Below are 24,708 nucleotides of genomic sequence, written 5' to 3'. Positions count from 1 at the left end.
ATGGCGAGGTCGATGAAAAGTCAGTGGCCGAAGGCACCGCGGTAGCGGGCGGCCGGGTGGCGGTCGTTCAGCAGGTCGCTGCCGAACAGCTTCTTGCGCAGCGTGCCGGGGCTGTATTCGCGCTGCGCCAGGCCGCGCCGTTGCAGCACCGGCAGCACGTGGTCGATGAACTCGACATAGGAGCCGGGCAGCCGCCAGTTCACCAGGTTGATGCCGTCGACGCCGGCCGCCTGCCATTGCGCGAGCTGGTCGGCGATCTGCTCGGGCGTGCCGACCACGCGGCCCCGGCGACCCAGCAGGTCGCCCAGGTCGGCCACCGTCGGCTCGCGTCCCGGCACGCTCTTGCTCAGCCATTCGAGGATGCTCTGGCTGGCGTTGGTCCTGATGGACGACAGCGGCGTGTCGGCCGGGTACGGGTTGCCGTAGCGGTCGACCGCGAAGTTCATGTGCGCGAGAAAGCCGTCGCGGCTCGCATAGGCGTTGTAGTCGGCCTCGTTGCGGCGCGCCTCTTCTTCGGTGCTGCCGACGATCAGCGACAGGCCCTGGAAGAACTTGATGTCCTCCGGCCGCCGGCCCGCTTCCACCGCCAGCCGGCGCGTGTCGCGGATGAGCTCGCCCGCCACCGCGGGGTTGGGCGTCACGATGAACTGGGCCTCGGCATTCGCGGCGGCAAAGCGCCGCCCCGCACCCGACGAACCCGCCTGGTAGAGCAGCGGCGTGCGCTGCGGCGACGGCGAGGGCAGGTGCGGCCCTTCGACCCGGTAGCGCGGGCCGACGTGGTTGATCTTGTGGATCCGGCTGCGGTCGGCGTACACGCCCGCGTCGCGGTCGATGCGCAGCGCGCCGTCGTCCCACGAGCCTTCCCAGAGCTTGTAGGCGACGTCGATGTATTCGTCGGCCCAGGCGTAGCGGTCGTCGTGCAGCGGCAGCTGGTCGAGGCCGAAGTTGCGCGCGCTGTTCTCCAGGCTGCTCGTCACGATGTTCCAGGCGATGCGGCCCTTGGAGATGTGGTCGAGCGTCGAGACCTTGCGCGCGAAGTTGAACGGATGCTCCTGCAGCACCGAGCTCGTGAAGGCGAGACCCAGGTGCTCGGTGCTCACGGCCAATGCCGACAGCAGCACCGACGGGTCGTTGCTCGGGATCTGCAGGCCTTCGCGCGCGTTCACCGCGTAGTCGCCGCCCAGCGGTCCGTAGAGCCCGACCACGTCGGCGAAGAACACCGCGTCGAACAGGCCGCGCTCCAGCGTGCGCACGAGGTCGATCCAGAACGACACGTCGTTGAAGTCGACCTGCCCCGCGTCCGGATGGCGCCACTGTCCGTGCTGGATGTGCGACGCCGTGTTCATCACGAAGGCGTTGAAGTGCAGCGGCTTCATCGCGTCGCGGCTCACGCGGTCTCTGCCGTCGGCACGGTGTGCAGCAGCGGCAATGCGCGCGCGATCGTCAGCGCGATCCGGTCGCGCAGCGGCCCGCTGCCGATGTGATAGCCGTCGAAGTCCTTCTCGGCGGCATACACGCCGAGCGGCAGCGTGTGCGACTGGAAGAAGCTGAACAGCGGGCGCAACTGATGGTCGATGACCAGCGCGTGCCGGTCGCTGCCGCCGGTCGCTGCCAGCAGCACCGGCTTGCCGATCAGCGCGTCGTGGTGGACGAAGTCGAACAGGTGCTTGAACAGGCCGGTGTACGAGCCGCGGTAGACCGGGCTGGCCACCACGAGCAGGTCGGCCGACTCGATCTCCGCCAGTTGGGCTTCGATGGTGGCGGGCAGTTGCTGGCGATAGAACGCGGCGCCGAGCTGCGCGCCGATGTCGCCCAGCGTGATCACGCGCGTGTCGATGGCGACGTGCTCGCCGAGCTCGGACAGGAGTGCGTCGACCAGTGCCAGCGTGCGCGACGGGCGCTGCAGGCTGCCGGAGACGGCGACGACTTTGAGGGCGGTTTTCACGTGCGGTGTGCTGGTGTCTTGAAGGCCGTCATGGAGCGACGGTGCCGTCTCTCTTAGCGATTCACGTGCCATGGTGTTTTTCCTTTGAAATCAATGGGTTGGGTGGTTCGTCGGTCGCGCCGCATGCTGGGTCAGCAGCAGGCTGCGGCTGCGCTGCTGGTGCAGCAGCACGGCGCGCGATCAGGAATAGAAGCTGGGCTTGGGCGCCTGCGCGTTGAGAGCCCAGTCGCCGAGTTCGCGGACCTTGTAGTCGACCGGGTCGTGCAACGTATGCACGCGCAAGTTGCGCCAGAAGCGGTCCAGCCGCAGCGCTGCCGTGGTCGCGCGGGCACCGGTCACTTCGAACATGCGGTGCGCCACGTCGAGGCCCGCACGCGTGCTCGCGACCTTGGCCGCGGCCACCGCGATCGCGACATCGGCGCGCTCGCGTTCGTCCAGTGCCGTGCCGCGCCGCCACGCGCTGTCGAAGGCCGTGGTGGCCAGGCCGAGCAGGGCGCGCGCGCCTTCCAGCGCGAGCCAGAACTCGCCGTAGTGTGCGAGCACGTAAGGGTCTTCGTTCGCGCTGGAAACCGGCGAGAACAACCAGGGCCGCGCCTGTGTCGACGTGAACAGCCGTGCCTGCGCGAGCGCGCCCTGGCCGAGCCCCAGGTAGACGTTGGCAAGGATCAGCTGGGCCAGCAGCGGGCGCAGGCAGGCGAATGGCGTCGACAGCGGGCCAGGGTCGCGCAGCACCTCGTCGCCCGCGACCCGGACCCGGTCGAACAGCACGCTGCCGCTGTCGGTCTGGCGCTGGCCCATGTTGTCCCAGTCGTCGAGCACGCGGATGCCTTCGCGGCCTGTTGGCACGACGCCGATGACCAGGCGCTGCCGGTCGTCGAGCGCCGAGGCCAGCAGCATGTCGGAGTCGCCGGCACCCGAGCAGAAGCTCTTGCGGCCCGCGAACACGTAGCCGTCGCCGGCGGCTTCGGCCTGCGTGCCGCGGTCGAGCGGGTTCAGTGCGTTGCCCCAGAACCAGCGGCGCTCGCCCGTGTGCACGAGCCAGGGTTCCCATTGCGCGGGTTGCCCGAAGAGCCGCACCGTCGCCAGCAGCAGGTGATGGAAGGCGAACACGTGCGCCACCGAACTGTCGACCTGCGCGACGCGGCGGACCACGTCGAGCGTCTGCTGCCAGCTGGCGCCGAGTCCGCCGAACGCAGTGGGCACGCTCAGCATGAGCAGGCCGCTGTCGCGCAGCATGTCGCGCTCCGGCTTGGGTACGCCGCCGCGGCGGTCGCGTTCGACGGCGCTGTCGTCCAGCGTGCGCACCACGCGCTCGACGCTCGCCTGCCAGGCGGGCGCGCCGTCGTCGCCGGCCTGCGTGCCGCCGTGCGTCATGCGACGGCCTTCGCGGGTGCGGGCGCGGCGGCGGCCGGCGGCACGATGTCGTTGGCGATGACCTCGCCGAACGGCCCGGTGATGTTGGCCTGGCCGGGCGGGCGCACATGGTCGAGCGGCAGCAGCGGGAACAGCAGCTCGGCCACGCGATAGGCTTCCTCCAGGTGTGGATAGCCCGAGAAGATGAAGGTCTCGACACCGAGCGCCTCGTACTCGCGGATGCGCGCGGCCACCTCGTCCGGGCTGCCGACCAGCGCCGTGCCGGCGCCGCCGCGCACCAGGCCCACGCCGGCCCACAGGTTGGGCGACACCTCGAGCCTGTCGCGGCGGCCGCCATGCAGGGCGGCCATGCGCTGCTGCCCGACGGAGTCGAAGCGCGAGAAGGCCTTCTGCGCCGCTGCGATGGTCTCGTCGGTCACGAAGGAGATCAGTTCGTCGGCGGCGCGCCAGGCAGCCTCGCTGGTCTCGCGCACGATCACATGCAGCCGGATGCCGAAGCGCAAGGTGCGCCCATGCCGCGCTGCCGCCGCACGGGCCTTGGCGATCTTCTCGGCCACCGCGGCCGGTGGCTCGCCCCAGGTCAGGTAGACGTCGACCTGCTCGCCCGCGAGCGCGATCGCGGCGTCCGACGAGCCGCCGAACCACAGCGGCGGATACGGCTTCTGCACGGGCGGGTACAGCGTCTTCGCGTTCTCCACGCGCAGGTGCTTGCCGCTGAAGTTGACCGTCTCGCCGGCGGCCACGCCGCGCCAGATGCGCAGGAATTCGTCGGTGACTTCATAGCGCTCGGCATGCGTGAGGAAGCTGCCGTCGCCGTGCTGCTCGTCGGGGTCGCCGCCCGTCACCACGTTGATCAGCAGGCGGCCATCGGAGAAGCGGTCGAGCGTGGCGGCTTGCCGGGCCGAGACGGTCGGCGAGATGATGCCGGGCCGGATGGCCACCAGGAACTTGAGCCGCTCGGTCTGTGCGGCGAGTGCCGATGCGACGACCCACGAGTCCTCGCAGGACCGGCCTGTCGGTATCAGCACGCCTTCGTAGCCCAGTTCGTCGGCTGCCTGCGCGACCTGCCGCAGATAGCGATGGCTCACGGTGCGGGCGCCGCGTGCGGTGCCGAGGTATCGGCTGTCGCCGTGTGTGGGAAGGAACCAGAAGAGTTGCATGGGGTGCTTTCAGCAGTTCGCGTGCCATCGCTTTTGCTGCGAAAAGCCGGCCTTTTCGTCGTTTTCTGCTGGTGGAGAAGCAGCCGCCCAACAGCGCTGCTGATGCATCAGCAGCCTCATGCAGACTGCTTCCATGGCAGCAGAAAACGCGTATGGATATGCCAATCCCATCGTTGCCGGACGCCGCATGCCACTTGAAGATGCTGCTGGCGCAGCAGCTTGTCTGCGCATCAGCAGACCTCTGTCCAGTGACCGCCGCCATCCACCTTCCCGAACCCACCTCCGTCGACGGCGTTGCGCATGCGCTGATGCGCGACTTCGCCGCGACCGCGGCCGAGCGCGACCTGCGCGGCGGCACGCCCAAGGCGGAGCGCGATGCGTTGCGCGCGAGCGGCCTGCTGGCGCTGAGCATTCCCACCGCGCTCGGTGGCGGCGGGGCCGATTGGCGCCAGACGCTGGAGGTGGTGCGCGTGCTCGCGCGTGGCGACAGCTCGCTCGCGCACGTGTTCGGCTTTCATCACCTGATGCTGGCCACGGTCCGCCTCTTTGCCCAGCCTTCGCAGTGGGAGCCGTGGTTCGAGCAGACCGCGCGGCGGCGCTGGTTCTGGGGCAACGCGCTCAATCCGCTGGACGACCGCACCGTCTCCAGCGCGCATCCGGGCTGGCGCGAATTCACCGGGCAGAAGAGCTTCTGCTCGGGCGCCCTCGACTCCGAGATGCTCATCGCCTCGGCCCGCGAAGCGGGCACCGACAGCCTGGTCATCGCCGCCTTCCCGACCGGCCGTTCCGGCGTCTTCGTCGCGCCGGACTGGAACAACATCGGCCAGCGCCAGACCGACAGCGGCAGCGTCACCTTCGAGCGCGTGCGCGTCGAGCAGCACGAGGTGCTGGCCGACCCCGGGCCGCTGTCCACGCCTTTCGCCTGCCTGCGCCCGCTGGTGTCGCAGCTCGTGCTGACCAACGTCTATCTCGGCATTGCCGAAGGCGCCTTCCAGGACGCCCGGCACTACACCCTGCACGAGGCGCGGCCCTGGCACGCGGCGCACGTGGCCGAGATGCACGAAGACCCTTACGTGCTCGGCCACTACGGTGATTTCTGGGTCGGCCTGGAAGGCGTGCGCGTGCTGGCCGACCGCGCCGCCGAGCGGCTCGACGCCGCGTGGCGCCGCGACCATGCGCTGACCGAGGCCGAGCGGGGCGAGGTCGCCGTCGCGGCGGCCACGGCCAAGGTCGCGGCGACCCGCACCGGCCTGGACATCTGCACGCGGATGTTCGACGTGGCCGGCGCCCGCGCCACGCACGGCGGCCTGCGGCTGGACCGGCACTGGCGCAACCTTCGCACGCAGAGCCTTCACGACCCGGTGGCGTACAAGGTGCGCGAGCTCGGCGAATGGGCGCTCAATCAGCAATATCCCTCACCGACCTTCTATTCATGAACGCCTTCATTCGCCAGCACGACGAGCCCGCAACGGCTGCGGCGGCTACCGGGCCCGAACTGGACTGGGACGCGCCCCGGCTGCTCACGCTGCCGAACCCGCGCAACCTCACCACCTCGATCCGTGCGACCGCCCAGGTGTTCCAGGACCCGCGGTCCGTGGCGCTGCTCGAGCGCATCCACCTGGTGGCGCCGAGCGATGCCAACGTGCTCATCATCGGCGAGACCGGCACCGGCAAGGAACTGATCGCGCGCCATGTGCACGACCTGAGCCGGCGCAGCGGTCGCCCCTTCGTCGCGGTCAACTGCGGCGCCTTTTCCGAGAGCCTGGTCGAGAGCGAACTCTTCGGCCACGAGAAGGGTTCGTTCACCGGCGCCTTCTCGTCCAAGGCCGGCTGGTTCGAGGCCGCCAACGGCGGCACGCTGTTCCTCGACGAGATCGGCGACCTGCCGCTGTCGATCCAGGTCAAGCTGCTGCGCGTGCTGCAGGAGCACGAGGTGGTGCGGCTGGGCTCGCGCAAGAGCATTCCGATCGACGTGCGCGTGGTGGCCGCCACCAACGTGCGGCTGCAGGACGCGGTCGCGGCCGGGCACTTCCGCGAAGACCTGTTCTATCGGCTGCACGTGGTGCATCTGGCGCTGCCGACGCTGCGCGAACGGCCGGGCGACATCCTGCCGCTGGCGCGGCATTTCATCGATGAGTACCGCCGCCGGCTGGGCTACGGTGCGGTGCAGCTGGCCCCCGACGCCGAGCAGAAGCTGCTGGCCCACGGCTGGCCCGGCAACATCCGCGAGCTTGAGAACGTGATCCACCATGCGCTGTTGATCTGCCGCCATGACGTGCTCGGCGTCGACGACCTGCACCTGTCCTCGCTGACCGCCGCGCGGCGCCTGCCGGATGCCCATGCGGGCGATGCCGTGCCGCCTGCGCGACAGACGCTCGAGGCGGTGCTGCGCGACCTGTTCAACGAGCCGCAGGACGGCCTGTTCGAGGTGATCGAGGACACGGTGATGCGCACGGCCTTCGAGTTCTGCCACCGCAACCAGATGCAGACGGCGCGCCTGCTCGGCATCAGCCGCAACGTGCTGCGCGCGCGGCTCATCAAGAGCGGCGAGATCGCGGCGCTGAAGTAGCCGGCCGCTTCAGCCCGCGAAGGCCGCGGCCAGTGTCTTCGTGTAGGGATGGCCCGCCTGTCCCGCGGCCAGCGTCTCGCGGCCCAGCACCTCGACGAAGCGGCCGTCCTGCATCACGGCCACGCGTTCGCACAGGTGCGCGACCACGCCCAGGTCGTGGCTGACCAGCACGAAGGCCAGGCCGCGTTCCTGCCGCAATTGCGCGAGCAGGTTCAGGACCTCGGCCTGGACCGAGACATCCAGCGCGGAGGTCGGCTCGTCCAGCAGCAGCAACTGCGGCTCGACCAGCAATGCGCGGGCGATGCAGACGCGCTGCCGCTGGCCGCCGGAGAGTTGATGCGGAAAGCGGAAGCGCACGCTGCGGGGCAGGGCGACCGCGTCCAGCATGGCGAGCACGCGCCGGCTCCGGTCGCCAATGCCGTGGATCGACAGCGGCTCCAGCAGCGCCGCCTCGATGGTCATGGCCGGGTTGAGTGCGGCGGACGGGTCCTGGAACACCATCTGCAGCCGACGCCGCTGCGCCAGCGGACGCCTGGCGCCGAGCGGTTCGCCGGCCAGCAGGACTCGACCCGTCGCGTGCCGGTGCACGCCGGCCAGCACCTTCAGGATGGTGCTCTTGCCGCAGCCGGATTCGCCCACGATGCCGAGCGCACCGCCCGCGTCCAGCGCGAAGGACACGCCGTCGACCACACGGCGCTGCCCGTGGTCGAGCACGAGGTCCTGCACCGACAGCAGCGGCGTGCCGTGCGCCGATGGCGTCATTGCATCCATGCGGCCTCCCGCTGGAGCACGGGCAGCGGCCGGCCGGCATGCGCAGGCGACGGCCGGCAGGCCAGCAGGCCCTGCGTGTAGGGGTGGCGGGCCTCGAGCCGGCCTTGCTGCGGGCGCAGTTCTTCGACCATGCGGCCCGCGTACATCACCAGGATGCGGTCGGCCGTCCGCGCCACGAGCGAGAGGTCGTGGCTGATCATCACCAGCCCCATGTCGCGCCGGCGCACCTGCTCGTCGAGCAGCGCGACGATGTGCTGCTGCACCACGGCGTCGAGCGCCGAGGTGGCTTCGTCGGCGATCAGCAATTGTGGCTCGCCGGCCAGCATCATCGCGATCATGGCGCGCTGGCCCATGCCGCCCGAAACCTCGTGCGGGTACAGGCGCGCGACGCGTGCCGGGTCGCGGATGTGCATCTGGTCGAGCAGCGCCACCGCCTCCGCGGCGGCTGCGCGGCGGCCGAGGCCGCGATGCGCCTGCAGCATCTCGGCGACCTGGTCGCCGATGCGCAGCAGCGGATTCAGGCCCTGCCGCGGGTCTTGCACGACCATCGCGATGTGGCGGCCACGCAGGCGCCGCAGGCCCTGCGCGTCGAGGCCGAACAGGTCGGTGCCGAGAAAGCGCGCATGGCCTGCGGTGCGCTGCGCCGTCGCGGGCAGCAGGCCCAGCAAGGCGCGCACGACGGTCGATTTGCCGGAGCCCGATTCGCCCACGATGGCCAGGCGCTCGCGTCCGAGCGTGAAGCTCAGGTTGCGCACCGCATGGGCGTGGCCGCCGCGCCCGTCGGCGAAGCGCACGTCGAGGCCGGAGACGTCGAGCAATGGCGCTTCCGCGCCGCCGGTGCCGGGCGCCGTAGGCAGTCGATTGGCGTTCATGTTCATGGCGTGCGAGGGTCCACCACGTCGCGCAGGGCGTCGCCCAGCAGGTTGAAGCCCAGGCTCAGCAGCGCAATGGCCAGCCCGGGGAAGAAGGCGATCCACCAGGCCTCGAAGATCACGGCGCGGCCGTCGGCCACCATCGAACCCCATTCCGGCGCGGGCGGCGGCAGGCCGAGCCCGAGAAAGCCGAGTCCGGCCAGGATCAGCACGATGCCCGGTGCGTCCAGCGACGCGCGCACGATGACGGACGGCACGCACAGCGGCACCACGTGGCGCCACAGCAGCCGTGCGGGCGATGCGCCGAGCGACCGCGCCGCATCGATGAACTCCGCGCGCCGCAGCGCCGACGCCTCGGTGCGGACCAGGCGCGCATACGCCGGCCAGGCCGTGACGGCGATGGCCAGCACCGCCGTGCCCAGGCCGGCGCCCATCGCCGCGCCGATGGCGAGCGCGAGGATCAGCCGCGGGAACGCCATGAACATGTCGGTGATGCGCATCAGCACGCGGTCGAGCCAGCCGCCGGCCAGTCCGGCTGCCGCACCGATCGCCAAGCCGAGCGGCACCGTCAGCAGCAGCACGATGGCGAGAACGCTCAGCGACGCCCGCGTGCCGTGGATGACGCGCGCCAGCACGTCGCGGCCCAGCGCGTCGGTGCCGAACAGGTGCTGCGCCGAGGGCGGCAGCAGACGGCGGCCGAGGTCCTGCGCCAGCGGGTCGGCGACCGGCAGCCAGGGCGAGCTCACGGCGACCAACAGCATCAGCGCGACGATCAGTGCGCCGGCCCGCCCGAGCGGATGCGACAGCAGCGCGCCGCAGGGCCGCCAGAGCCTGCCGGCCCAGGCTTGCGTGGCCGTTGCGGGCTCTTCGCTGGCGAGCCAGGCCCTTGCACGGCCGATGCGGCTCTCATGGCCGAGCGCGCTCATGGCCGCGTCCTCGGGTCGAGCCAGGCCTGCATGACTTCGGCCAGCAGGTTCAGCCCCACGAACACGACGCCGACGACGAGCGTCGATGCGAGCACCGCGGGCAGGTCGGCCGACAGCAGCGACTGCGTGATGTACGAGCCGAGGCCCGGCCAGGCGAACACGGTTTCGGTGAGCACGGTGCCTTCGAGCAGATGCGCATAGGTCCAGGCCAGCAGCGCGACGATCGGCCCGGCCACGTTGGGCAGCACGTGGTGCCAGAGGATGCGCGCTTCCGACAGCCCCTTCAGCCGGGCGACGGCGACGTAGTCCTGCTGCAGCTGCGACAGCACGAACGACCGTGTCATGCGTGCCAGGTAGGACATCGACAGCAGCCCGAGGATGCCCGCCGGCAGCACGAGGTGCGAGACGGCACTCGCGAACGCCGCGGTGTCGCCGGCCAGCAGCGTGTCGACCAGCAGCAGGCCGGTGACTTCGGGGATCGAATACTGGAAGGCGATGTCGATCCGGCCCGGCCCGCCGACCCAGCCGAGCCGGGCATAGAAGACCAGCAGGCCGATCAGGCCCAGCCAGAACACGGGAAGCGAGTTGCCGGCCAGCGCGACGACCCGGCCGATGTGGTCGGGCCATCGCCCGGCCATGCGCGCGCACACGAAGCCCAGCGGCACGCCGAGCAGCGCGCCCACGACGATCGCGACCGTCGCGAGTTCGAAGGTCGCTGGCACGAAGCGCTGCAGGTCCGACGCGATCGGGCTGCCCGTGGTCACCGACACGCCGAGCCGCCCCCGCGCCATGTCGGCCGCGTAGTGCCAGGCCTGGACGTGGATGGGCTGGTCGAGCCGCATCTCGCGCCGCACGCGTTCGTAGACCTCGGTCGGCGCGTTGTCGCCGACCACCGCGACGACCGGATCGATCGGCAGCAGCCGACCCATCACGAAGGTGATGAACAGCAGGCCCAGCAGCGTGAGGATGACGCCCGACAGCGCCGAGGCCAAGCGCCCCGGTTTCACGAAGCCGATTTCTTCAGGCGGTAGTAGACCGGCGTGAAGATGCTGGGGCCGGCCTTGAAGCCCGTGACGTTGCGGCGGATGACCGAGGTCTCGCTGTCCTGCAGCAGGAAGACGTAGGGCGAATCCTTCTGCACGTCGCGCTGCAGCTGGTCATAGAGCTTGGTGCGCCTGGCCGCGTCGGGCTCCTGGCGCGCCTGCACGGCAAGTGCGGACAGCGCCGCGGGTGGCACCCAGCCCTGGCGCTGCGCGCCGTTCTTGTTGGGCGCGTTCGGTGCCGGGTCGGGGTTGACCACGAAGAAGCTCGCCACCGGGTCGGGGTCGCTGTAGGCCGGCACGGAGGCATACACGCCGAGCTGGTGCTGGCCGTTGCGGTGGCGCGTCAGCACCTGCTTGGTGTCGAACTTGGTGAGCTCGACGCGGACGCCCGCCTTGGCGAAGCTGTTCTGCACCGCCTGAGCGATCTCCGGATACGGATAGAAGGTCGGCACGTCGAAGCTCACGCTGAAGCCCTGTGCATAGCCCGCCTTCTCGAGCAGCGCGCGGCCCTTGGCCAGGTCGAAGCGATAGGGCTTCAGGCCGTTGCTGCCGAGCGTCGTCGGCAGCGGCGTCTGGTTGACCTTCAGCCGGCCGCCGAGCAGCTGCGAGGAGATCGCGTCGTAGTCCACCAGCCAGCGCAAGGCCTGGCGCACTTCCGGCTTGGCGAGCGCGGGCGTCTGCTGGTTCAGTGCGAGGTAGATCTGGATCTCGCGGTCTTCGGTTTGCACGTACACGTCGTGGTTCGATGCCAGCGCGTTGACCTGGTCGGCCGAGAGGTTGCGGGCGATGTCGACATCGCCCTTCTCGAGCAGCAGCCGCTGCGTCGCGACTTCCGCGATGTGGCGAATGATCACGCGCCTGACCGCCGGTGCGCCGAGATAGAAGCGCGTGTTGGCCTCCAGCGCCACGGCTTCCTTGGGGCGCAGGCTGCTGAGCGTGTAGGCGCCGCTGCCGGCGGCGCTGGTGCGCAGCCAGGCATTGCCCAGGTCGTTGCCCTGCTGGTGTGCGAGCGCCTCCTGCGCGTCGACCACGGCGGCCGGACCCGATGCCAGCACGTTCAGCACGAGGCTGCGCGCCAGCGCCTGCGGGAAGCGCAGCACCACCGTGTCGCCCTTGGCCGTGACCAGCGTGTCGATGGAGTCGGGCGTCCAGCCGAACTGCGCGAAGCGATCGCTCTGGCGCGTCTTCAGGCGCACCACGCGCTGCAGCGAGAAGACCACGTCGTTCGCCGTGAGCGGGCTGCCGGACGAGAAGGTCTGGCCCGGGCGCACATGCAGCGTCAGCGTCTTGTCGTCGGCCGAGAACTCCCAGCGGTCGGCCGCGCCACCGACCACTTTCGAGAAGTCGTCGGGCGAGAAGCTCAGCACGCGGGTGTAGAGGTTGTTCGTGATCTCGGCGCTTGCGAATTCGGCCGACTCGGCCGGGTCGATGCTGAGGAAGTCATCGAGGTTCTTGGCGATGACGACGGTGTCCGCAGGCGTTGCGGCCCAGGCGGGCACTGCGTGGATCGCGGCGATCGCCGCAGCCAGGGCGAGACGGCGCCACACCGGGGAGAGCTTGGAATTCACAGAAGGCAATCGGGAAAGTGGAGGAGAAATCGATGTCATCGGCACGTCGCGACGGGCGATGAATGGGTGCCGGTCCGGGGGCAACGGCGAGCCGCATGCGTGGCAGTCCGCGGTGGCCGGCAGCGCGCAGATTCTGCGTCGCGCAGGCGACTTTCACGGGTCCGCGCTTGCGCCCATTTCGTGTTTGCTTAGCTGAAATCCGTCTAAGTGCGGGGCGATGCCGTTCCTATACTTTGGCCGCTTCCATGCCGGCGCTGCCGGCGTCCCGCACGGTCGGCGCCAGCCAGCGCGACCGCATCCGGCGGTCCTTGCTGCCGCCTTCTGCCCCCGTTCTCTCATGTCCATCTCTTCCATCCCGGCCCCACGTTTCGGCGTCTGGGCGCCTTACCGTGGCCCCTGGGTCGTCGACGCGCAAGCCGGCGCGCCGCAGGCACGCTTCGCACTCGCGCGCGACGTCATCCTGAGCGCCGAACGCAGCGGCTTCGACACCGTGCTGATCGCGCAGCACACCATCAACCCGATCGACACCGACGACGAGATCCTCGAAGCCTGGACGGCCGCCGCCGCGGCTGCCGCACTCACCGAGCGCATCGAGATCATCGCGGCCATCAAGCCCTACCTGTATCACCCCGCGGTGCTCGCCAAGATGGCCCTGGGAATCGAGGACATCAGCCAGGGACGCTTCGCGATCAACTTCGTCAACGCCTGGTTCAAGCCCGAGCTGGAGCGTTCGGGCATCGGCTTCTCCGAGCACGACGCACGCTACGCCTATGGCGAGGAGTGGCTGCGCATCGTCCGCGACCTGATGGCGGGCGAGACCGTGACCCACCGCGGACCGCACTTCCAGCTGGACGATTTCAAGTTGGTGCCGCGTTCCGCCGCGCGGGCGCGCCCCGTGATCTACGCGGGCGGCGAGTCCGGCCCGGGCCGCGACCTGGTGCATGCGCTGGCCGACCGCTGGCTGATCAACGGCCGGCCGCTGGACGACGTCAGGCCGCTGCTGGCCGACATGCACGAGCGGCCGCGCAAGGGGGCACCGCTGGAGTCGGGCATCACCGGTTTCGTGGTGGCGCGCGACACCGACGAGGCGGCGCATGCCGAACTCGCGCGGCTGCTGGCCGTTCAGGAGCCGTACTTCGCGGCGCGCCGTCCCGCCATGCGCCCGCGCATCGATGACAAGGCGGTCGCGCTGCAGGTCAGCCGCCAGTATCCGGGGCAGCCGCCGATCGGTGCCAACGGCGGCACCTTGCCGGGCTTCGTCGGCAGCTACGAGACCGTGGCGCGCCGCATGGCCGAGTTCCATGCCGCGGGCATCAGCACCTTCCTGCTGTCGTTCTTCCCGTTGATCGAGGAGCAGGAGCGCTTCGCGGCCGAGGTGATCCCGCGGGTGCGTGCGTTGACCTCGGCAGCCGGGAGCCGCGCATGAGCGCGGTGCAGGTCATCCGCAGCGATGCCGAGGCGCGCGAGGTGGTGGACCGGCTCGCTGCCGAATTCCGCGAAGGCGCTCGCCTGCGCGACCAGCAGCGCATTCTTCCCACCGAACCGATCGACCGGCTCACGCGCGCCGGCTTCTTCGGCATGACCGTGCCGCGCACGCACGGCGGTGCCCAGGTGTCCGCGGCCACGGTGGTGCATTGCTTCCGCGCGCTCTCGGCGGCGGACCCGAGCATCGGGCAGATACCGCAGAACCATTTCTGCTGGATGCCCCTGTTCTCGAACGGTAGCGCGGAGCAGGCCAGCGTCTTCTACGGCCGCATCCTGGCCGGCGACCGGATCGGCAATGCGCATTCCGAGGACACGCGCAAGCGCCCCTTCGACTACGAGCACAGGCTCGATCGCGTCGACGGCGGCTGGGCCATGACCGGGCGCAAGTTCTATTCGACCGGCGCGGTCTTCGCGCAGTGGATACCGTTCATCGGCAACGACGAGACGGGCCGCCAGCTGATGTTCTTCGCGCAGGCGGGCAGCCCCGGCCTGACGGTGATCGACGACTGGAGCGGCATGGGCCAGCGCACCACCGCCAGCGGCACCACGGTGTTCGACAACGTCTTCGTGCCGGATGCCCACGTGTTTCCGTTTGCCGGCGACGGGCCCGCCAACCGGGCGCGCATGCTGCTGTCGAGCCTGGTGCATGCGGCCATCGACCAGGGCATCGCGGAAGAGGTGCTGCGCGATGCGCGCGACTACATCGTGAACCAGAACCGCCCCTGGATCGACAACCCGCACGAGACGCATGCGCAGGAGCCGTTCGTCATCCAGGAGTTCGGCACGCATGCGGTGTGCGTGCGCACGGCCGCGCTGTCGCTGCGCCATGCGGCCGAGGCCGTCGACCTGGCGTGGGCCGAGCCGAGCGACGACAGCGTGCTCGCCGCACGGCTGGCGATCGCCGATGCGCGGCTGAACTGCGGCAATGCCGCGACGACGGTGGCCGACCAGTTCTTCACGCTGACGGGCGCCCGCGCGACGCTCGAGAAGCACGGGCTCGACCGCCACTGGCGCAACGCGCGCATCCACTCGCTGCACGACCCGCTGCGCTGGAAGCTCTATCACCTCGGCAACTACTACCTCAACGGCGTGGCGCCCGGCGCACGCACCTACATCTGAGAAAGAACATCATGTCCTCCGTCATCGACTGGCACACCCACTGGCTTCCGCCCGCGCTCGTGCAGGCGCTTTCGCAACGCACGGCAGGCCCGCGCATCGACCTGCAGGCACAGCGCCTGCTGTATGGCGATTCGTCGTTGCCGCTGTGGGACACCTACCACGACATCGGCGCACGGTTGCGGTTGCTCGACCAGATCGGCATCGGCCGCCAGGTGCTGTCGCTGCCCGGGCTGTTCCGCATCGACAGCCTGCCCGCGGACGAGGCCGCGCCGCTGCTGGACATCTTCAACGAGGCCACGACGGCGCTCGTGCAGCAGCATCCCGACCGCTTCTCGGGGCTTGCGGCCCTGACGGTGGCCGACCCCGCGCGGGCCGCCCGCGACCTGGACGCGCTGCTGACGGCCGGCGTGCTGATCGGCGCCATCCTGCCGGTGGATGCCTTCCTGAGCGCGCAGACCGCCGAGGCCTGGCGCCCGGTGCTGGCGGTCGCGCAACAGCACCGCGCCCATCTCTTCGTGCATCCCGGCCCGGTGCCCGCCACGCTGCCGCCGGCGGATGCGCCGGCACCCGCCGCGGTCGACCATGCGAGCTATCGGCGCGGCGCGCAGGACCTGCAGTCGCGCATCACCTCCGCCGCCATCACGCTCGGCCTGACCGATCTGCTCGACGCCTACCCCGACGTCACCGTGCAGGTGGCCAACCTGGGTGGCACGCTGCCTTTCATCATCGAGCGCTTCGACGCGATCGACCTGCGCGACCAGGGTGGCATTGCGCCGCGCGATCGGCTGCGGCGGCTGTATGTCGACACGGCGTCGCTCGGTGCCAACGCCATCGGACTGGCGGCCCAGGTCTTCGGTGCGGACCGCCTGCTGTTCGGTACCGATCTACCGATCTTCGATGCGCAGTTGCCGCTCGACGGCGTGCGCCGCGCGTCCTTTGCCGATGCCGGTGCGGCCGATCGGATCCTGGCCGGCAACGGCCTGCGCGCGCAGGTCGGCGGCCTGCGGCGACCATAAGAGTGTCGTCGACTTCCCTGAGCGAGACGCCCCAAGATGCCCTGCGTCTCGCTGCGGCGGACCTGGAAGCCGACCCATCCGGTGGGTGTATTCGAGGTGCGGTGCCTCAGGCGGCGCGGCGCTGCGAGGCCGCGGCGTCGGCCGATTCCCGGACGCGCCGGGCCTCGTGGCTCTGCACCTGCGCGAAGGCGACCGGCAGCAGCACGGTGTCGGTCGTGAACCAGCGGCCGCGGCGCAGCAGGTCCCCGAGGATGTGCTCGCCTTCGGTTCGTGCGCCGTGCTCGATGTCCCGCGACATCGACGCCGTGAGCAATGAATTCGCCTGGGTCAGCGCGCTGCGCGTGCGCTCCAGCGCTTCCGTGCGCGGCGCGAAGCCGTTGTGCGTGGCGATCCGCGCGCACTCGTCGAGCATGTCGAGCGCCAGGTCCTGGTTGCCGGCGCGCACGATGTCGCCCACGCTCGCGCGCATCAGCGTGGTGATGCCGGCGATCGCCGCCACATGCACCCAGCGTTCCCAGAGCACCTGCAGGATCGCGTCGCTGGGCTGGCTGTCGAAGCGCGCCTGCGAGAAGGCGGACGCCAGCGCGTCGACCCGCTTCGAACGCGTGCCATAGAGTTCGCCGAAGCCCAGCGTGTGCTCGCGGCCCAGGTGCAGCACCGCACCCGTCTCGTCCAGCACGGCGGAGATGCCGCCGAAGCCGCCGATCACGCGCCTTCCACCGAAGCGCTCGCTCAGCCGGTCGATGTGGCGCAGGCCGTTGAGCAGCGGCAGCAGCACGGTCTCGGGGCCGACCGCCGGCGCGAAGGCGGCGATCGCCTCTTCCAGGTCGTAGGCCTTGCAGGCGATGATGACGACGTCGTAGGGCTTGCGGATCTGGTGCGCCAGCAGCACCGTCGGTGCGGGGCAGTGCAGGTCGCCCGCCGGACTGTGGATCACGAGGCCGCTCGCGGCGAACTGGGCCGCGCGATCGGGGCGCAGCAGGAAGCTCACGTCGCAACCGGCCTGCAACAGCCGGCCACCGAAATAGCCACCGAGCGCGCCTGCGCCCACCACGAGGAAATTCACGGTCGGATCCTTCTTGAAGAACGCTCCAGCCTAGACGCGCACGGCGCCGTTGACCACGATGCATTTCTCATGTGTTCATGCGGAAAGTGCCGTTGGCGGCGATGGCCTTCGCGTCGGACCGCAGTCCGTCGATCAGCGCCGAGTCCGGCAGTGCCTGTTCGGCCCCCTTGTCCCAGCCGTGCGCATGCTCGACCTCGGAGCGCTGCAGGTCGGGCGCGAACGCTTCGATGAACGCATAGACGAAGGAGCGCAGGAAGGTGCCGCGGCGCAACGCGACCTTGGTGAGGTTGGTGCCGAACAGATGCCCCAGCTCGGCCGAGCGCAGCCGGACATCGCGCTCCGCCTCCAGGGCGATCCCCGCGATGACACCGATGCCCATGCCCAGTTCGACGTAGGTCTTGATCACGTCGGCGTCCATGGCCGTGATGGCGAAGTCCGGGCGCAGGCCGGCGGCCGCGAAGGCCTGGTCGATCCGCGACCGTCCGGTGAATCCGCTCTCGTAGGTGACCAGCGGGTAGGCGCCGATCCGCTCGATCGTCAATTCGCCGTCGAAGACCGGATGGCCATGCGGCGCGATCAGCGCGTGGGTCCAGGCATAGGACGGAAAGGTCACGAGCTGCGGGTATTCGCCGAGTGCCTCGGTCGCAATGCCCACGTCGGCCTCACCGTCCAGCAGCATCTGCGCGATCTGCTGCGGAGAGCCCTGGCGGATGTGCAGCTGCACATCCGGAAAGAGCCGCCTGAACGCCTGCACGGCGGTCGGCAACGCGTAGCGCGCCTGCGTGTGGGTGGCCGCGATCGACAGCAGGCCTTCCTGCTGGGAGAAGAACTCCTGCCCGGCCTGCCGCAGGTTGCTCGTCTCATGCAGCACGCGCTCGATGATCGGCAGCAGCTTCGCGCCCGGTGCCGTCAGCCCGATGAGGCGCTTGCCGGAGCGCTCGAACAGGACGACGCCCAGCTCTTCCTCCAGCTCCCGTATCTGGCGGCTGACACCCGGCTGCGATGTCTGCAGCGCGAGCGCCGCTTCGGTGAGGTTGAAGCCGCATCGGGCGGCCTCGCGTGCGGAGCGCAGCTGTTGGAAATTCATGCGCGGTCCGGCTCAGACCAGGCTGCCGTGCGTCTCGCGCGATGGCGCCGTCGGCCGTGTGCCGACCCGGGCGGCCGGATGCACCGGGCGCGTCAGCCCGAGATGTTCGCGCAGCGTGCGGCCTTCGTACTCCGTGCGGAACAGGCCGCGGCGGCGCAGCTCGGGCAGCACGAGTTCGATGAAGTCGTCCAGGCCGCCTGGCAGCCAGGGCGACATGATGTTGAAGCCGTCCGCGCCGCCTTCCTCGAACCACTGCTGCAACTGGTCCGCGATGCTCGACGGCGTGCCCACGACCTGCTGGTGGCCGCGCGCGCCGGCGATGCGCAGGTACAGGTCGCGGATGCTGAGGTTCTCGCGCCGCGCCAGGTCGAGCAGCAGGCGCTGCCGGCTCTTGGGCCCGTTGGTCTCGGGCAGTTCGGGCAGCGGACCGTCGACCGGCAGGCCCGACAGGTCGAAGCCGCCGATCACGCTCGACAGCAGCGACACGCCGACGACCGGATGGACCAGGTCCTGCAGCTGCGCGAACTTGTCTTCGGCCTCGGCCTGCGTGCGGCCGACTACCGGGAAGATGCCCGGCATGATCTTCACCGACTCCGGGTCGCGGCCATAGGCGCGGGCCCGCTGCTTGATGTCGCCGTAGAAGCTCTGCGCCTCGTCGAAGGTCTGGTGCGCCACGAAGATCACTTCGGCCGTGCGCGCCGCGAGGTCGCGGCCGGCTTCCGACGCGCCGGCCTGCACCACCACCGGCCGGCCTTGCGGCGAGCGCGACACGTTGAGCGGGCCGCGCACCGAGAAGTGCCTGCCCTTGTGGTTGAGCACGTGCAGCTTGTCTTCGGCGAAGTACTGGCCGCTGTCCTTGTCGCGCACGAAGCTGTCGTCCTCCCAGCTGTCCCACAGTCCGGTCACGACGTCGTGGAACTCGGCGGCCCGCTCGTAGCGCAGCGCGTGCTCGAAGTGTTCCTCGCGGTTGAAGTTCTGCGCCTCGCCGGTGCCGCTCGAGGTCACGAGGTTCCAGCCCGATCGCCCGCCGCTGATCTGGTCGAGCGATGCGAACTTGCGCGCGACGTTGAAGGGCTCGTTGAAGCTGGTCGACACCGTGGCGATGAGGCCGATGCGCTCGGTCACCGCGGCGAGGGCCGACAGCAGCGTGAGCGGCTCGAAATGGTCGCTGCGGGCGGTGCGTGCGAGCGACGACAGCTCGGTGCTGCGCACGCCGACGGCATCCGCCAGGAAGACGGCGTCGAACTTGGCTGCCTCCGCCTTCCGGGCCAGGTCCACGTAATGGCGGAAGTTGCTGCCCGCATCGGCCTGCGCGCCGGGATGGCGCCAGGCGGCGATGTGGTGGCCCGTCTGCATGAGAAAGGCGCCGAGCTTGAACTGGCGTGTCGATGAAGGCATGTGCGACTGTCCGGTGAGGAGAAATGGGCCGCAGGTTAGGTGCGATGCACGCCATTGCGAAAGAAGGCTTTCGCGTTTGCTTAGGCGCGATGCGCATAGCGCGGGCAACGCCGCCGCACCGGTCCTTCACCCCTTTGCGCACACGCCGGTCAAACCCGAAATGCGCATATGCAAGCGCGAAAAACGGATTTCCATCCACCTGCCGTCGCGGTGAAAACTCGCAGGCTTTTCCTCAGCCGACTTCGCTCCCGATGCCAAGCACTTCCCCTCAGCCGCGCCAGCTTCACTTCGGCATCTTCCTGTTCTCGATCGGCTACCACCCCGGCGCGTGGCGCCTGCCCGGCGTCGATCCGAAGGCGTCGCACGACCCGGCCTTCATCGCGTCGATCGCGCGCAAGGCGGAAGACGCCAAGTTCGACTTCTTCTTTCTCGGCGATGCGCTGGCCACCAGCGCCGAGCAGCAGTACGTGTTTCCGTCGCAGACCGTGCGGCTGGAGCCCTTCACGATGATCGGCTACGTGGCCGCGCACACGCAGCGCATCGGCCTGATCGCCACGGCCAACACGACCTATGCCGACCCGTACCACATCGCGCGCCAGACGGCTTCGCTCGACCACCTGAGCGGCGGCCGGCTCGCATGGAACGTGGTCACCGGCGCGGACGAACGCGCGGCGAAGAACTTCAGCCGCGACCACCACTGGGACAACGCGCGCCGCTACGACTACGCCGAAGAACTGGTGGACGTGGTGTCGCAGCTCTGGGATTCGTGGGAAGACGATGCGCTGGTCGGCGACCAGGAGGCCGGCCTGCTGGTCGATCCGGTGAAGCTGCATGCCATCGAGCACGAGGGCAGCTTCTTCCGCGTGAAGGGGCCGCTCAATGTCGCGCGCCCGCCGCAAGGCCAGATCCCGCTGGTGAACGCGGGCACCTCGGTGCGTTCCCGCGCGTTTGGCGCGGCCCGCTCGACGGTGGTGTTCGCCGGCGTTCCGACCTTCGAGGCCGGCCAGGCCTTCTACAGCGAGATCAAGGCCGGCGCCGTTGCGCAGGGCCGCCGTGCCGACGACGTGTCGGTGCTGCCGGGGCTGGTGCCCTACATCGGCCGCACGAGTGAGGAGGCCTATGCGCTGTACCAGCGCCTGAGCGCCCTGATCGCGGCCAGGCTGGACATCGCGGCGCTCGAGCGCGACCTTCGCGTGCCGCTGCAGGGCCTGTCCGGCGACGACCCGTTCCCGGCCTTCGACGAGGCCGACCCGGCGCTGGCGCTGGCGCTGCACTTCATCACGCAGACCCGCAAGCTCAACCGCACCGCGACGCCGACCGTGCGCCACGTCTTCGAGTACGCGATCGCGCGCGGCCGTGGCCACTTCCTGGCGATCGGCAGCGCAGAGGAGGTCGCCGACACCATCCAGCACTGGTTCGAGAACGGTGCGGCCGACGGCTTCAACATCTGCCCGCCGCACCTGCCCGCGGGCCTCGACGATTTCGTCGAACTGGTGCTGCCCATCCTGCGTGCGCGCGGCCTGTTCCGCGAGGACTACACCGGCAGCACCTTCGCCGCCCATTTCGGTGGCGGCGAACGGCCGGCGAACCGCTTCGAGGGCTTGCGCACGGCACAGGCCGAATTCGGCCGGATCACCGAAACGCACCACCGTGTGGTCTGAGCGCAGACCGGGCGGCGCGTCGCACGCCGGCCGCCGCATCGTTCTCGCGCAGGTCGTGGTCGCGCTGGCGCTGGTGATGGCCTGGGAAGGCGCGGTGCGTGCCGGCGCGGTGAGCGCGCTGTACCTGCCCGCCCCGAGCGCCATCTTCGAGAGCTTCGGGCCGTTGCTGGCGCGGGGCCAGTTGCTGCACCACACGGCCGTCACGCTGGCCGAGTTCGCGGCCGGCTATGCGGCGGCGGTGGTCGCCGGCATCGGCTTCGGCGTGGTGCTCGTGCTGACGCCGTCGGCGGAGCGCTTTGCGCAGCCCTTCGTCGCGGCGCTGATGTCGGTGCCCAAGGTGGCGATCGTGCCGCTGCTGGCGCTGTGGCTGGGCATCGGGTTCAGCCACAAGGTGGCGATCGTCTTCCTGTTCTCGGTGTTCCAGATCCTCTACAGCACCATCGCCGGCATCAAGCAGACGCGCAGCGAGCACCTGAAGGTGGCGCGCGCGTTTCGCGCGACGACCCTGCAGACGGTCTGGAAGGTGATCCTGCCGTCGGCCGTGCCGACCATCTTCGCGGCGCTGCGCGTGTCGGCGTCGGTGGGCCTGGTGGGCGCGCTCTTCGCCGAGATGCTGTCGTCGAAGGAAGGGCTGGGCAACCTGATCACCCGTTCGACGGCCTCGCTCGATACCGCCGAAACCTTCGCCCTCATCGTGCTCGTCACCGTGCTCGCGGTGGCCATGGTCGCCGCGCTCGACCTGCTCGAACGCGTCGTCTTCCTGCGCTGGCGCCCGGCCTGAACGGCGCGCCTCTTTTTCCTCTCATTCCATTCATCCGTGCTTCGGACAGATCCATGACCTCTATGACATCCATCGCCGCCGCCCGGCCTTCCGCCGAACGGACCCGCTGGGCGCAGCGCGCCCGTTTCGTGCGCCTCGCCGCCGTCGGCGTGGGCATCGCCATCCTGGCGGCGTGCTCGCGCACCGATCCTGAAGCCAAGGTCGCCACACCTGCGGCACCCGCAGCGGCGCCCGCCGCCGAAGCCGCGCTGCAGAAGGTGCGCTATGCCGGCTACCCCGGCGTCACCGGCCTGGGCGTGCAGCTCGGCATCGAGAAGGGCTTCTTCAAGGACGAAGGCCTGGCGCTTGAATTCATCAACACGCAGGACGCGGTCTCGGGACTGGCGAGCGGCGACATCGACGTGGCCGACTGGAACACCACCGGCGCCATCGTCGCGGCCGGCAAGGGCGTGCCGCTGACCATCGTCGCGTCGCTGTTCCGCCATGTCGGGCCGTTCTACCTGGTCGGCGCGCCGGACGTGGCCTCGGTCGCCGCGCTCAAGGGCAAGACGGTCGGCTCGGCCGCGTTCGGCACCGGGCTCGACGTCTATGCGCGCACCATCCTGTCGAAGGAGGGCGTGCCGCTGGACAGCGTCACCTTCGTGGCCAACGGCGTGAACGCGGCCGCGCTCGCGACGGTCGAGAACGGCTCGGTCAGCGCGACCATCATCCACGAGCCCTTCGCGTCGCTGGCCGAGGCGACGGGCAAGGGCAAGGTGCTGGCCGCGGGCTACGACTACCTGCCGCGCTTCCACACCGGCGTGATCGTCGCCAACAACCAGTTCATCGCGAACTCGCCGCAACTGGTCGAGAAGTTCCTGCGTGCGTACTTCAAGTCGAACGTGTACGCCAAGGCGCACCTCGACGAGTACAAGGCCTTCTATGCCAAGCGCCTGGGCGTGGACCCGAAGGTGGTCGATGCCGCGGTGCAGCGTGAACTGCCGATCTGGGCCAACGACCCGAACGTGTCGCTCGCTGAAGTCGAAGAGACGCAGAAGATCCAGCTCGCGCTCGGCTTCCAGAAGGAGATCTACGACGCCGCGAAGTTCGTGAATCTCGCCTTCATCCCGAAGACCGCGGCGCCCTGAGCGCGCCCAGGCATCGATGGCGGAGTTCGTACTCGAATCGCTCGGCAAGACCTTTGCCGGCGCCGTTCCGGTGACCGCGCTGGAAGGGGTGAACCTGCGCGTGCGCGCGGGTGAGTTCGTCTGCCTGCTGGGGGCGAGCGGCTGCGGCAAGAGCACGCTGCTGGACATCCTCGCGGGGCTGGAGCGCCCGAGCACCGGCAGCGCGTTGTTCGGCGGGCAGCCGATCGCCGGGCCGGACCCGCGGCGCGGGCTGGTGTTCCAGGACCCGGCGCTGTTCCCCTGGCGGACCATCGCGCAGAACGTGGGCTTCGGCCCCGAGCTGCGTGGACTGGCGCGCCGCGAGCGCCGAGCCCGGGCCTGCGCCAGCCTGGCGCGCGTCGGGCTGGCCGGCTTCGAGGACGTCTATCCGCACCAGCTCTCGGGCGGCATGCGCCAGCGCGCGGGCATTGCGCGTGCGCTGGCCAACGATCCGGAAGTGCTGCTGATGGACGAGCCCTTCGGCGCGGTCGACCACCTCACGCGCATCGCGCTGCAGGAAGACCTGCTGCGCCTGTGGGAGCGCGAGCGGCGCACCATCGTGTTCGTGACGCATGACGTGGGCGAGGCCGTGTTCCTGGCCGACCGCGTGGTGCTGATGTCGCCGCGGCCGGGGCGCATCCACCGCATCTTCGATGTGCCGGTGCCGCGAGCGCGGATCCGCGGCCAGAAGGCCCTGATCGAGATCGAGGCCGAGGTCTACCAGACGATCCACGCCGCGGCGTGAGCGGCGTGAGCGGTGTGAGCAGCGTGATCAGCGCGAGGCGGGCCTTTTCGCTGCAGGCGCCTGGCGCCGCCCCGCATGGCAGCCCGCTCACCAGGCCAGCTTGAGCCCTGGCGGCAGACCCTGCACCGGCAGCGCGCCGCGGGGCTGCTGCGGCGCCGGATGGGTGTCGGCGCCGCTGTCGATGAAGTCGCTCAGCACGTCGTCGCGCAGCCGGATGAAAGCCGGGTCGCTGCGGTTGCGCGGATGCGGCAGGTCGACGTCCACGGTGCGGCGGATGCGCCCGGGCGAGGGTTGCATCACCACCACGCGATCGCCGAGGAACACGGCTTCTTCCACGTCGTGCGTGACCAGCAGCATCGTGATGCGCTCCTTCTGCCAGATGCGCTGAAGCTCGTTCTGCAGCCGCGAGCGCGTGAGCGCATCGAGCGCGCCGAAAGGCTCGTCGAGCAGCAGCACGCGCGGCCGGTTGACCAGCCCGCGTGCAATGGCCACGCGCTGCGCCATGCCGCCGGAGATCTGGTGCGGCCAGGACCGCTCGAAGCCTTCGAGCCCGACCAGCGCGACGTGTTCGGCCACCAGCTCGGCCTTCTCGCGCGCGCTGAAGGGCGCGTTGCGCAGGCCGACCGCGATGTTCTGCGCCACCGTCAGCCAGGGGAAGAGCCGGTGGTCCTGGAACACGATGCCGCGCTCGCGGCCGGTGCCCGCGATGGGTTTGCCGCCGAGCAGGATCTGGCCTTCGTACTGCGTGTCGAGCCCGAGGATCAGGCGCAGCAGCGTCGACTTGCCGCAGCCGCTCGCGCCCACGATGCTCACGAAGCGGCCCTCGGGCACGTGCAGGTCGATGCCTTCGAGCACCTGCAGCTCGCCGCTCGTGGCCTGCGTGTGGGTGTAGCGCTTGCCGAGGCCGCGGATGTCGAGTTCGTTCGACGGCCGGGCATGTCCGGCGTGGGAGTTCAGTGGCGTGTTCATGGGGCGTG

The 24,708-nt window shown here is 69.9% G+C and carries 22 protein-coding genes; 9 read left to right on the top strand and 13 right to left on the bottom strand.

Features of this window, described 5'->3' with window-relative positions; all coding sequences use genetic code 11:
• Positions 1-20: 20 nt before the first annotated feature.
• From AC07PZ_RS03605 to ssuD, 4 genes are all read right to left on the bottom strand, one after another.
• Complete coding sequence (locus tag AC07PZ_RS03605) at positions 21-1,391, bottom strand: LLM class flavin-dependent oxidoreductase (protein ID WP_495293636.1); 1,371 nt, start codon at positions 1,389-1,391, stop codon at positions 21-23.
• Positions 1,388-1,945, bottom strand: coding sequence for an FMN reductase (gene msuE, locus AC07PZ_RS03600; RefSeq protein ID WP_495293635.1), 558 nt, complete (start codon positions 1,943-1,945; stop codon positions 1,388-1,390). The genes AC07PZ_RS03605 and msuE overlap by 4 nt, the downstream gene beginning before the upstream one ends.
• Positions 1,946-2,125: 180 nt before the next feature.
• Complete coding sequence (locus AC07PZ_RS03595; RefSeq protein ID WP_495293634.1) at positions 2,126-3,319, bottom strand: acyl-CoA dehydrogenase family protein; 1,194 nt, start codon at positions 3,317-3,319, stop codon at positions 2,126-2,128.
• The gene (gene ssuD / locus AC07PZ_RS03590) at positions 3,316-4,479 is read right to left on the bottom strand and encodes an FMNH2-dependent alkanesulfonate monooxygenase (protein WP_495293633.1); all 1,164 of its coding nucleotides are present in this window, start codon (positions 4,477-4,479) and stop codon (positions 3,316-3,318) included. The genes AC07PZ_RS03595 and ssuD overlap by 4 nt, the downstream gene beginning before the upstream one ends.
• 308 nt (positions 4,480-4,787) lie before the next feature.
• Here ssuD and AC07PZ_RS03585 point away from each other — a divergent pair, with 308 nt between their 5' ends.
• Both AC07PZ_RS03585 and AC07PZ_RS03580 read left to right on the top strand, forming a co-directional pair.
• Positions 4,788-5,915 (top strand): acyl-CoA dehydrogenase family protein, encoded by a 1,128-nt coding sequence (locus tag AC07PZ_RS03585; protein WP_495293949.1) that lies wholly within the window; start codon positions 4,788-4,790, stop codon positions 5,913-5,915.
• Positions 5,912-7,048: a sigma-54 interaction domain-containing protein gene (locus AC07PZ_RS03580; protein ID WP_495293632.1), complete on the top strand. Its 1,137-nt coding sequence runs from the start codon at positions 5,912-5,914 to the stop codon at positions 7,046-7,048. The genes AC07PZ_RS03585 and AC07PZ_RS03580 overlap by 4 nt, the downstream gene beginning before the upstream one ends.
• Positions 7,049-7,057: 9 nt before the next feature.
• Here AC07PZ_RS03580 and AC07PZ_RS03575 read toward each other — a convergent pair whose 3' ends face one another.
• Genes AC07PZ_RS03575 through AC07PZ_RS03555 form a run of 5 tightly spaced genes read right to left on the bottom strand, consistent with a single transcriptional unit; the run spans position 7,058 to position 12,228 of the window.
• Positions 7,058-7,819 carry an ABC transporter ATP-binding protein gene (locus AC07PZ_RS03575; protein WP_495293631.1) on the bottom strand — a complete coding sequence of 254 codons (762 nt, stop codon included), beginning with the start codon at positions 7,817-7,819 and terminating at the stop codon, positions 7,058-7,060.
• Complete coding sequence (locus tag AC07PZ_RS03570) at positions 7,807-8,691, bottom strand: ABC transporter ATP-binding protein (protein WP_495293630.1); 885 nt, start codon at positions 8,689-8,691, stop codon at positions 7,807-7,809. Before AC07PZ_RS03570 ends, AC07PZ_RS03575 begins: the two co-directional genes overlap by 13 nt.
• A 2-nt stretch (positions 8,692-8,693) precedes the next feature.
• Positions 8,694-9,617 carry an ABC transporter permease gene (locus AC07PZ_RS03565; protein ID WP_495293629.1) on the bottom strand — a complete coding sequence of 308 codons (924 nt, stop codon included), beginning with the start codon at positions 9,615-9,617 and terminating at the stop codon, positions 8,694-8,696.
• On the bottom strand, positions 9,614-10,624 hold the full coding sequence (locus AC07PZ_RS03560; RefSeq protein ID WP_495293628.1) for an ABC transporter permease: 1,011 nt from the start codon (positions 10,622-10,624) through the stop codon (positions 9,614-9,616). Before AC07PZ_RS03560 ends, AC07PZ_RS03565 begins: the two co-directional genes overlap by 4 nt.
• Positions 10,621-12,228 carry an ABC transporter substrate-binding protein gene (locus tag AC07PZ_RS03555; RefSeq protein WP_495293627.1) on the bottom strand — a complete coding sequence of 536 codons (1,608 nt, stop codon included), beginning with the start codon at positions 12,226-12,228 and terminating at the stop codon, positions 10,621-10,623. Before AC07PZ_RS03555 ends, AC07PZ_RS03560 begins: the two co-directional genes overlap by 4 nt.
• Before the next feature lie 337 nt (positions 12,229-12,565).
• Here AC07PZ_RS03555 and AC07PZ_RS03550 point away from each other — a divergent pair, with 337 nt between their 5' ends.
• The 3 genes from AC07PZ_RS03550 to AC07PZ_RS03540 are packed head-to-tail and all read left to right on the top strand — an operon-like array spanning position 12,566 to position 15,848.
• Entirely contained in the window at positions 12,566-13,654 is a 1,089-nt protein-coding gene (locus AC07PZ_RS03550) for an LLM class flavin-dependent oxidoreductase (protein WP_495293626.1), read from the top strand.
• Positions 13,651-14,832, top strand: a complete 1,182-nt coding sequence (locus AC07PZ_RS03545) for an SfnB family sulfur acquisition oxidoreductase (RefSeq protein WP_495293625.1) — start codon at positions 13,651-13,653, stop codon at positions 14,830-14,832. The genes AC07PZ_RS03550 and AC07PZ_RS03545 overlap by 4 nt, the downstream gene beginning before the upstream one ends.
• Before the next feature lie 11 nt (positions 14,833-14,843).
• Positions 14,844-15,848, top strand: a complete 1,005-nt coding sequence (locus AC07PZ_RS03540) for an amidohydrolase family protein (protein ID WP_495293624.1) — start codon at positions 14,844-14,846, stop codon at positions 15,846-15,848.
• Positions 15,849-15,954: 106 nt separating this feature from the next.
• Here the strand turns inward: AC07PZ_RS03540 and AC07PZ_RS03535 are convergent, their stop codons facing one another.
• From AC07PZ_RS03535 to AC07PZ_RS03525, 3 genes are all read right to left on the bottom strand, one after another.
• Positions 15,955-16,914, bottom strand: coding sequence for a ketopantoate reductase family protein (locus AC07PZ_RS03535; RefSeq protein ID WP_495293623.1), 960 nt, complete (start codon positions 16,912-16,914; stop codon positions 15,955-15,957).
• Between the two features lie 67 nt (positions 16,915-16,981).
• Complete coding sequence (locus AC07PZ_RS03530) at positions 16,982-18,001, bottom strand: CysB family HTH-type transcriptional regulator (RefSeq protein ID WP_495293622.1); 1,020 nt, start codon at positions 17,999-18,001, stop codon at positions 16,982-16,984.
• Between the two features lie 12 nt (positions 18,002-18,013).
• Positions 18,014-19,399, bottom strand: a complete 1,386-nt coding sequence (locus AC07PZ_RS03525) for an LLM class flavin-dependent oxidoreductase (protein WP_495293621.1) — start codon at positions 19,397-19,399, stop codon at positions 18,014-18,016.
• A gap of 251 nt (positions 19,400-19,650) precedes the next feature.
• Here AC07PZ_RS03525 and AC07PZ_RS03520 point away from each other — a divergent pair, with 251 nt between their 5' ends.
• The 4 genes from AC07PZ_RS03520 to AC07PZ_RS03505 all read left to right on the top strand — a co-directional run bounded on the left by AC07PZ_RS03520 (position 19,651) and on the right by AC07PZ_RS03505 (position 23,731).
• Positions 19,651-21,060, top strand: a complete 1,410-nt coding sequence (locus AC07PZ_RS03520; protein WP_495293620.1) for an NtaA/DmoA family FMN-dependent monooxygenase — start codon at positions 19,651-19,653, stop codon at positions 21,058-21,060.
• Positions 21,050-21,841 carry an ABC transporter permease gene (locus AC07PZ_RS03515; RefSeq protein ID WP_495293619.1) on the top strand — a complete coding sequence of 264 codons (792 nt, stop codon included), beginning with the start codon at positions 21,050-21,052 and terminating at the stop codon, positions 21,839-21,841. The genes AC07PZ_RS03520 and AC07PZ_RS03515 overlap by 11 nt, the downstream gene beginning before the upstream one ends.
• A gap of 62 nt (positions 21,842-21,903) precedes the next feature.
• A complete protein-coding gene (locus AC07PZ_RS03510; RefSeq protein WP_495293618.1) occupies positions 21,904-22,968 on the top strand; it encodes an ABC transporter substrate-binding protein in 1,065 nt (354 codons plus the stop codon).
• A gap of 16 nt (positions 22,969-22,984) precedes the next feature.
• Positions 22,985-23,731: an ABC transporter ATP-binding protein gene (locus AC07PZ_RS03505; protein WP_495293617.1), complete on the top strand. Its 747-nt coding sequence runs from the start codon at positions 22,985-22,987 to the stop codon at positions 23,729-23,731.
• A gap of 87 nt (positions 23,732-23,818) precedes the next feature.
• Here AC07PZ_RS03505 and AC07PZ_RS03500 read toward each other — a convergent pair whose 3' ends face one another.
• A complete protein-coding gene (locus AC07PZ_RS03500; RefSeq protein ID WP_495293616.1) occupies positions 23,819-24,700 on the bottom strand; it encodes an ABC transporter ATP-binding protein in 882 nt (293 codons plus the stop codon).
• Positions 24,701-24,708 lie beyond the last annotated feature (8 nt).

This window comes from Variovorax sp. GW821-FHT10B04 (genome assembly GCF_059415645.1).
The sequence above is the reverse complement of the archived record's forward strand: the minus strand, read 5'-3'. Positions and strand labels throughout refer to the sequence as shown.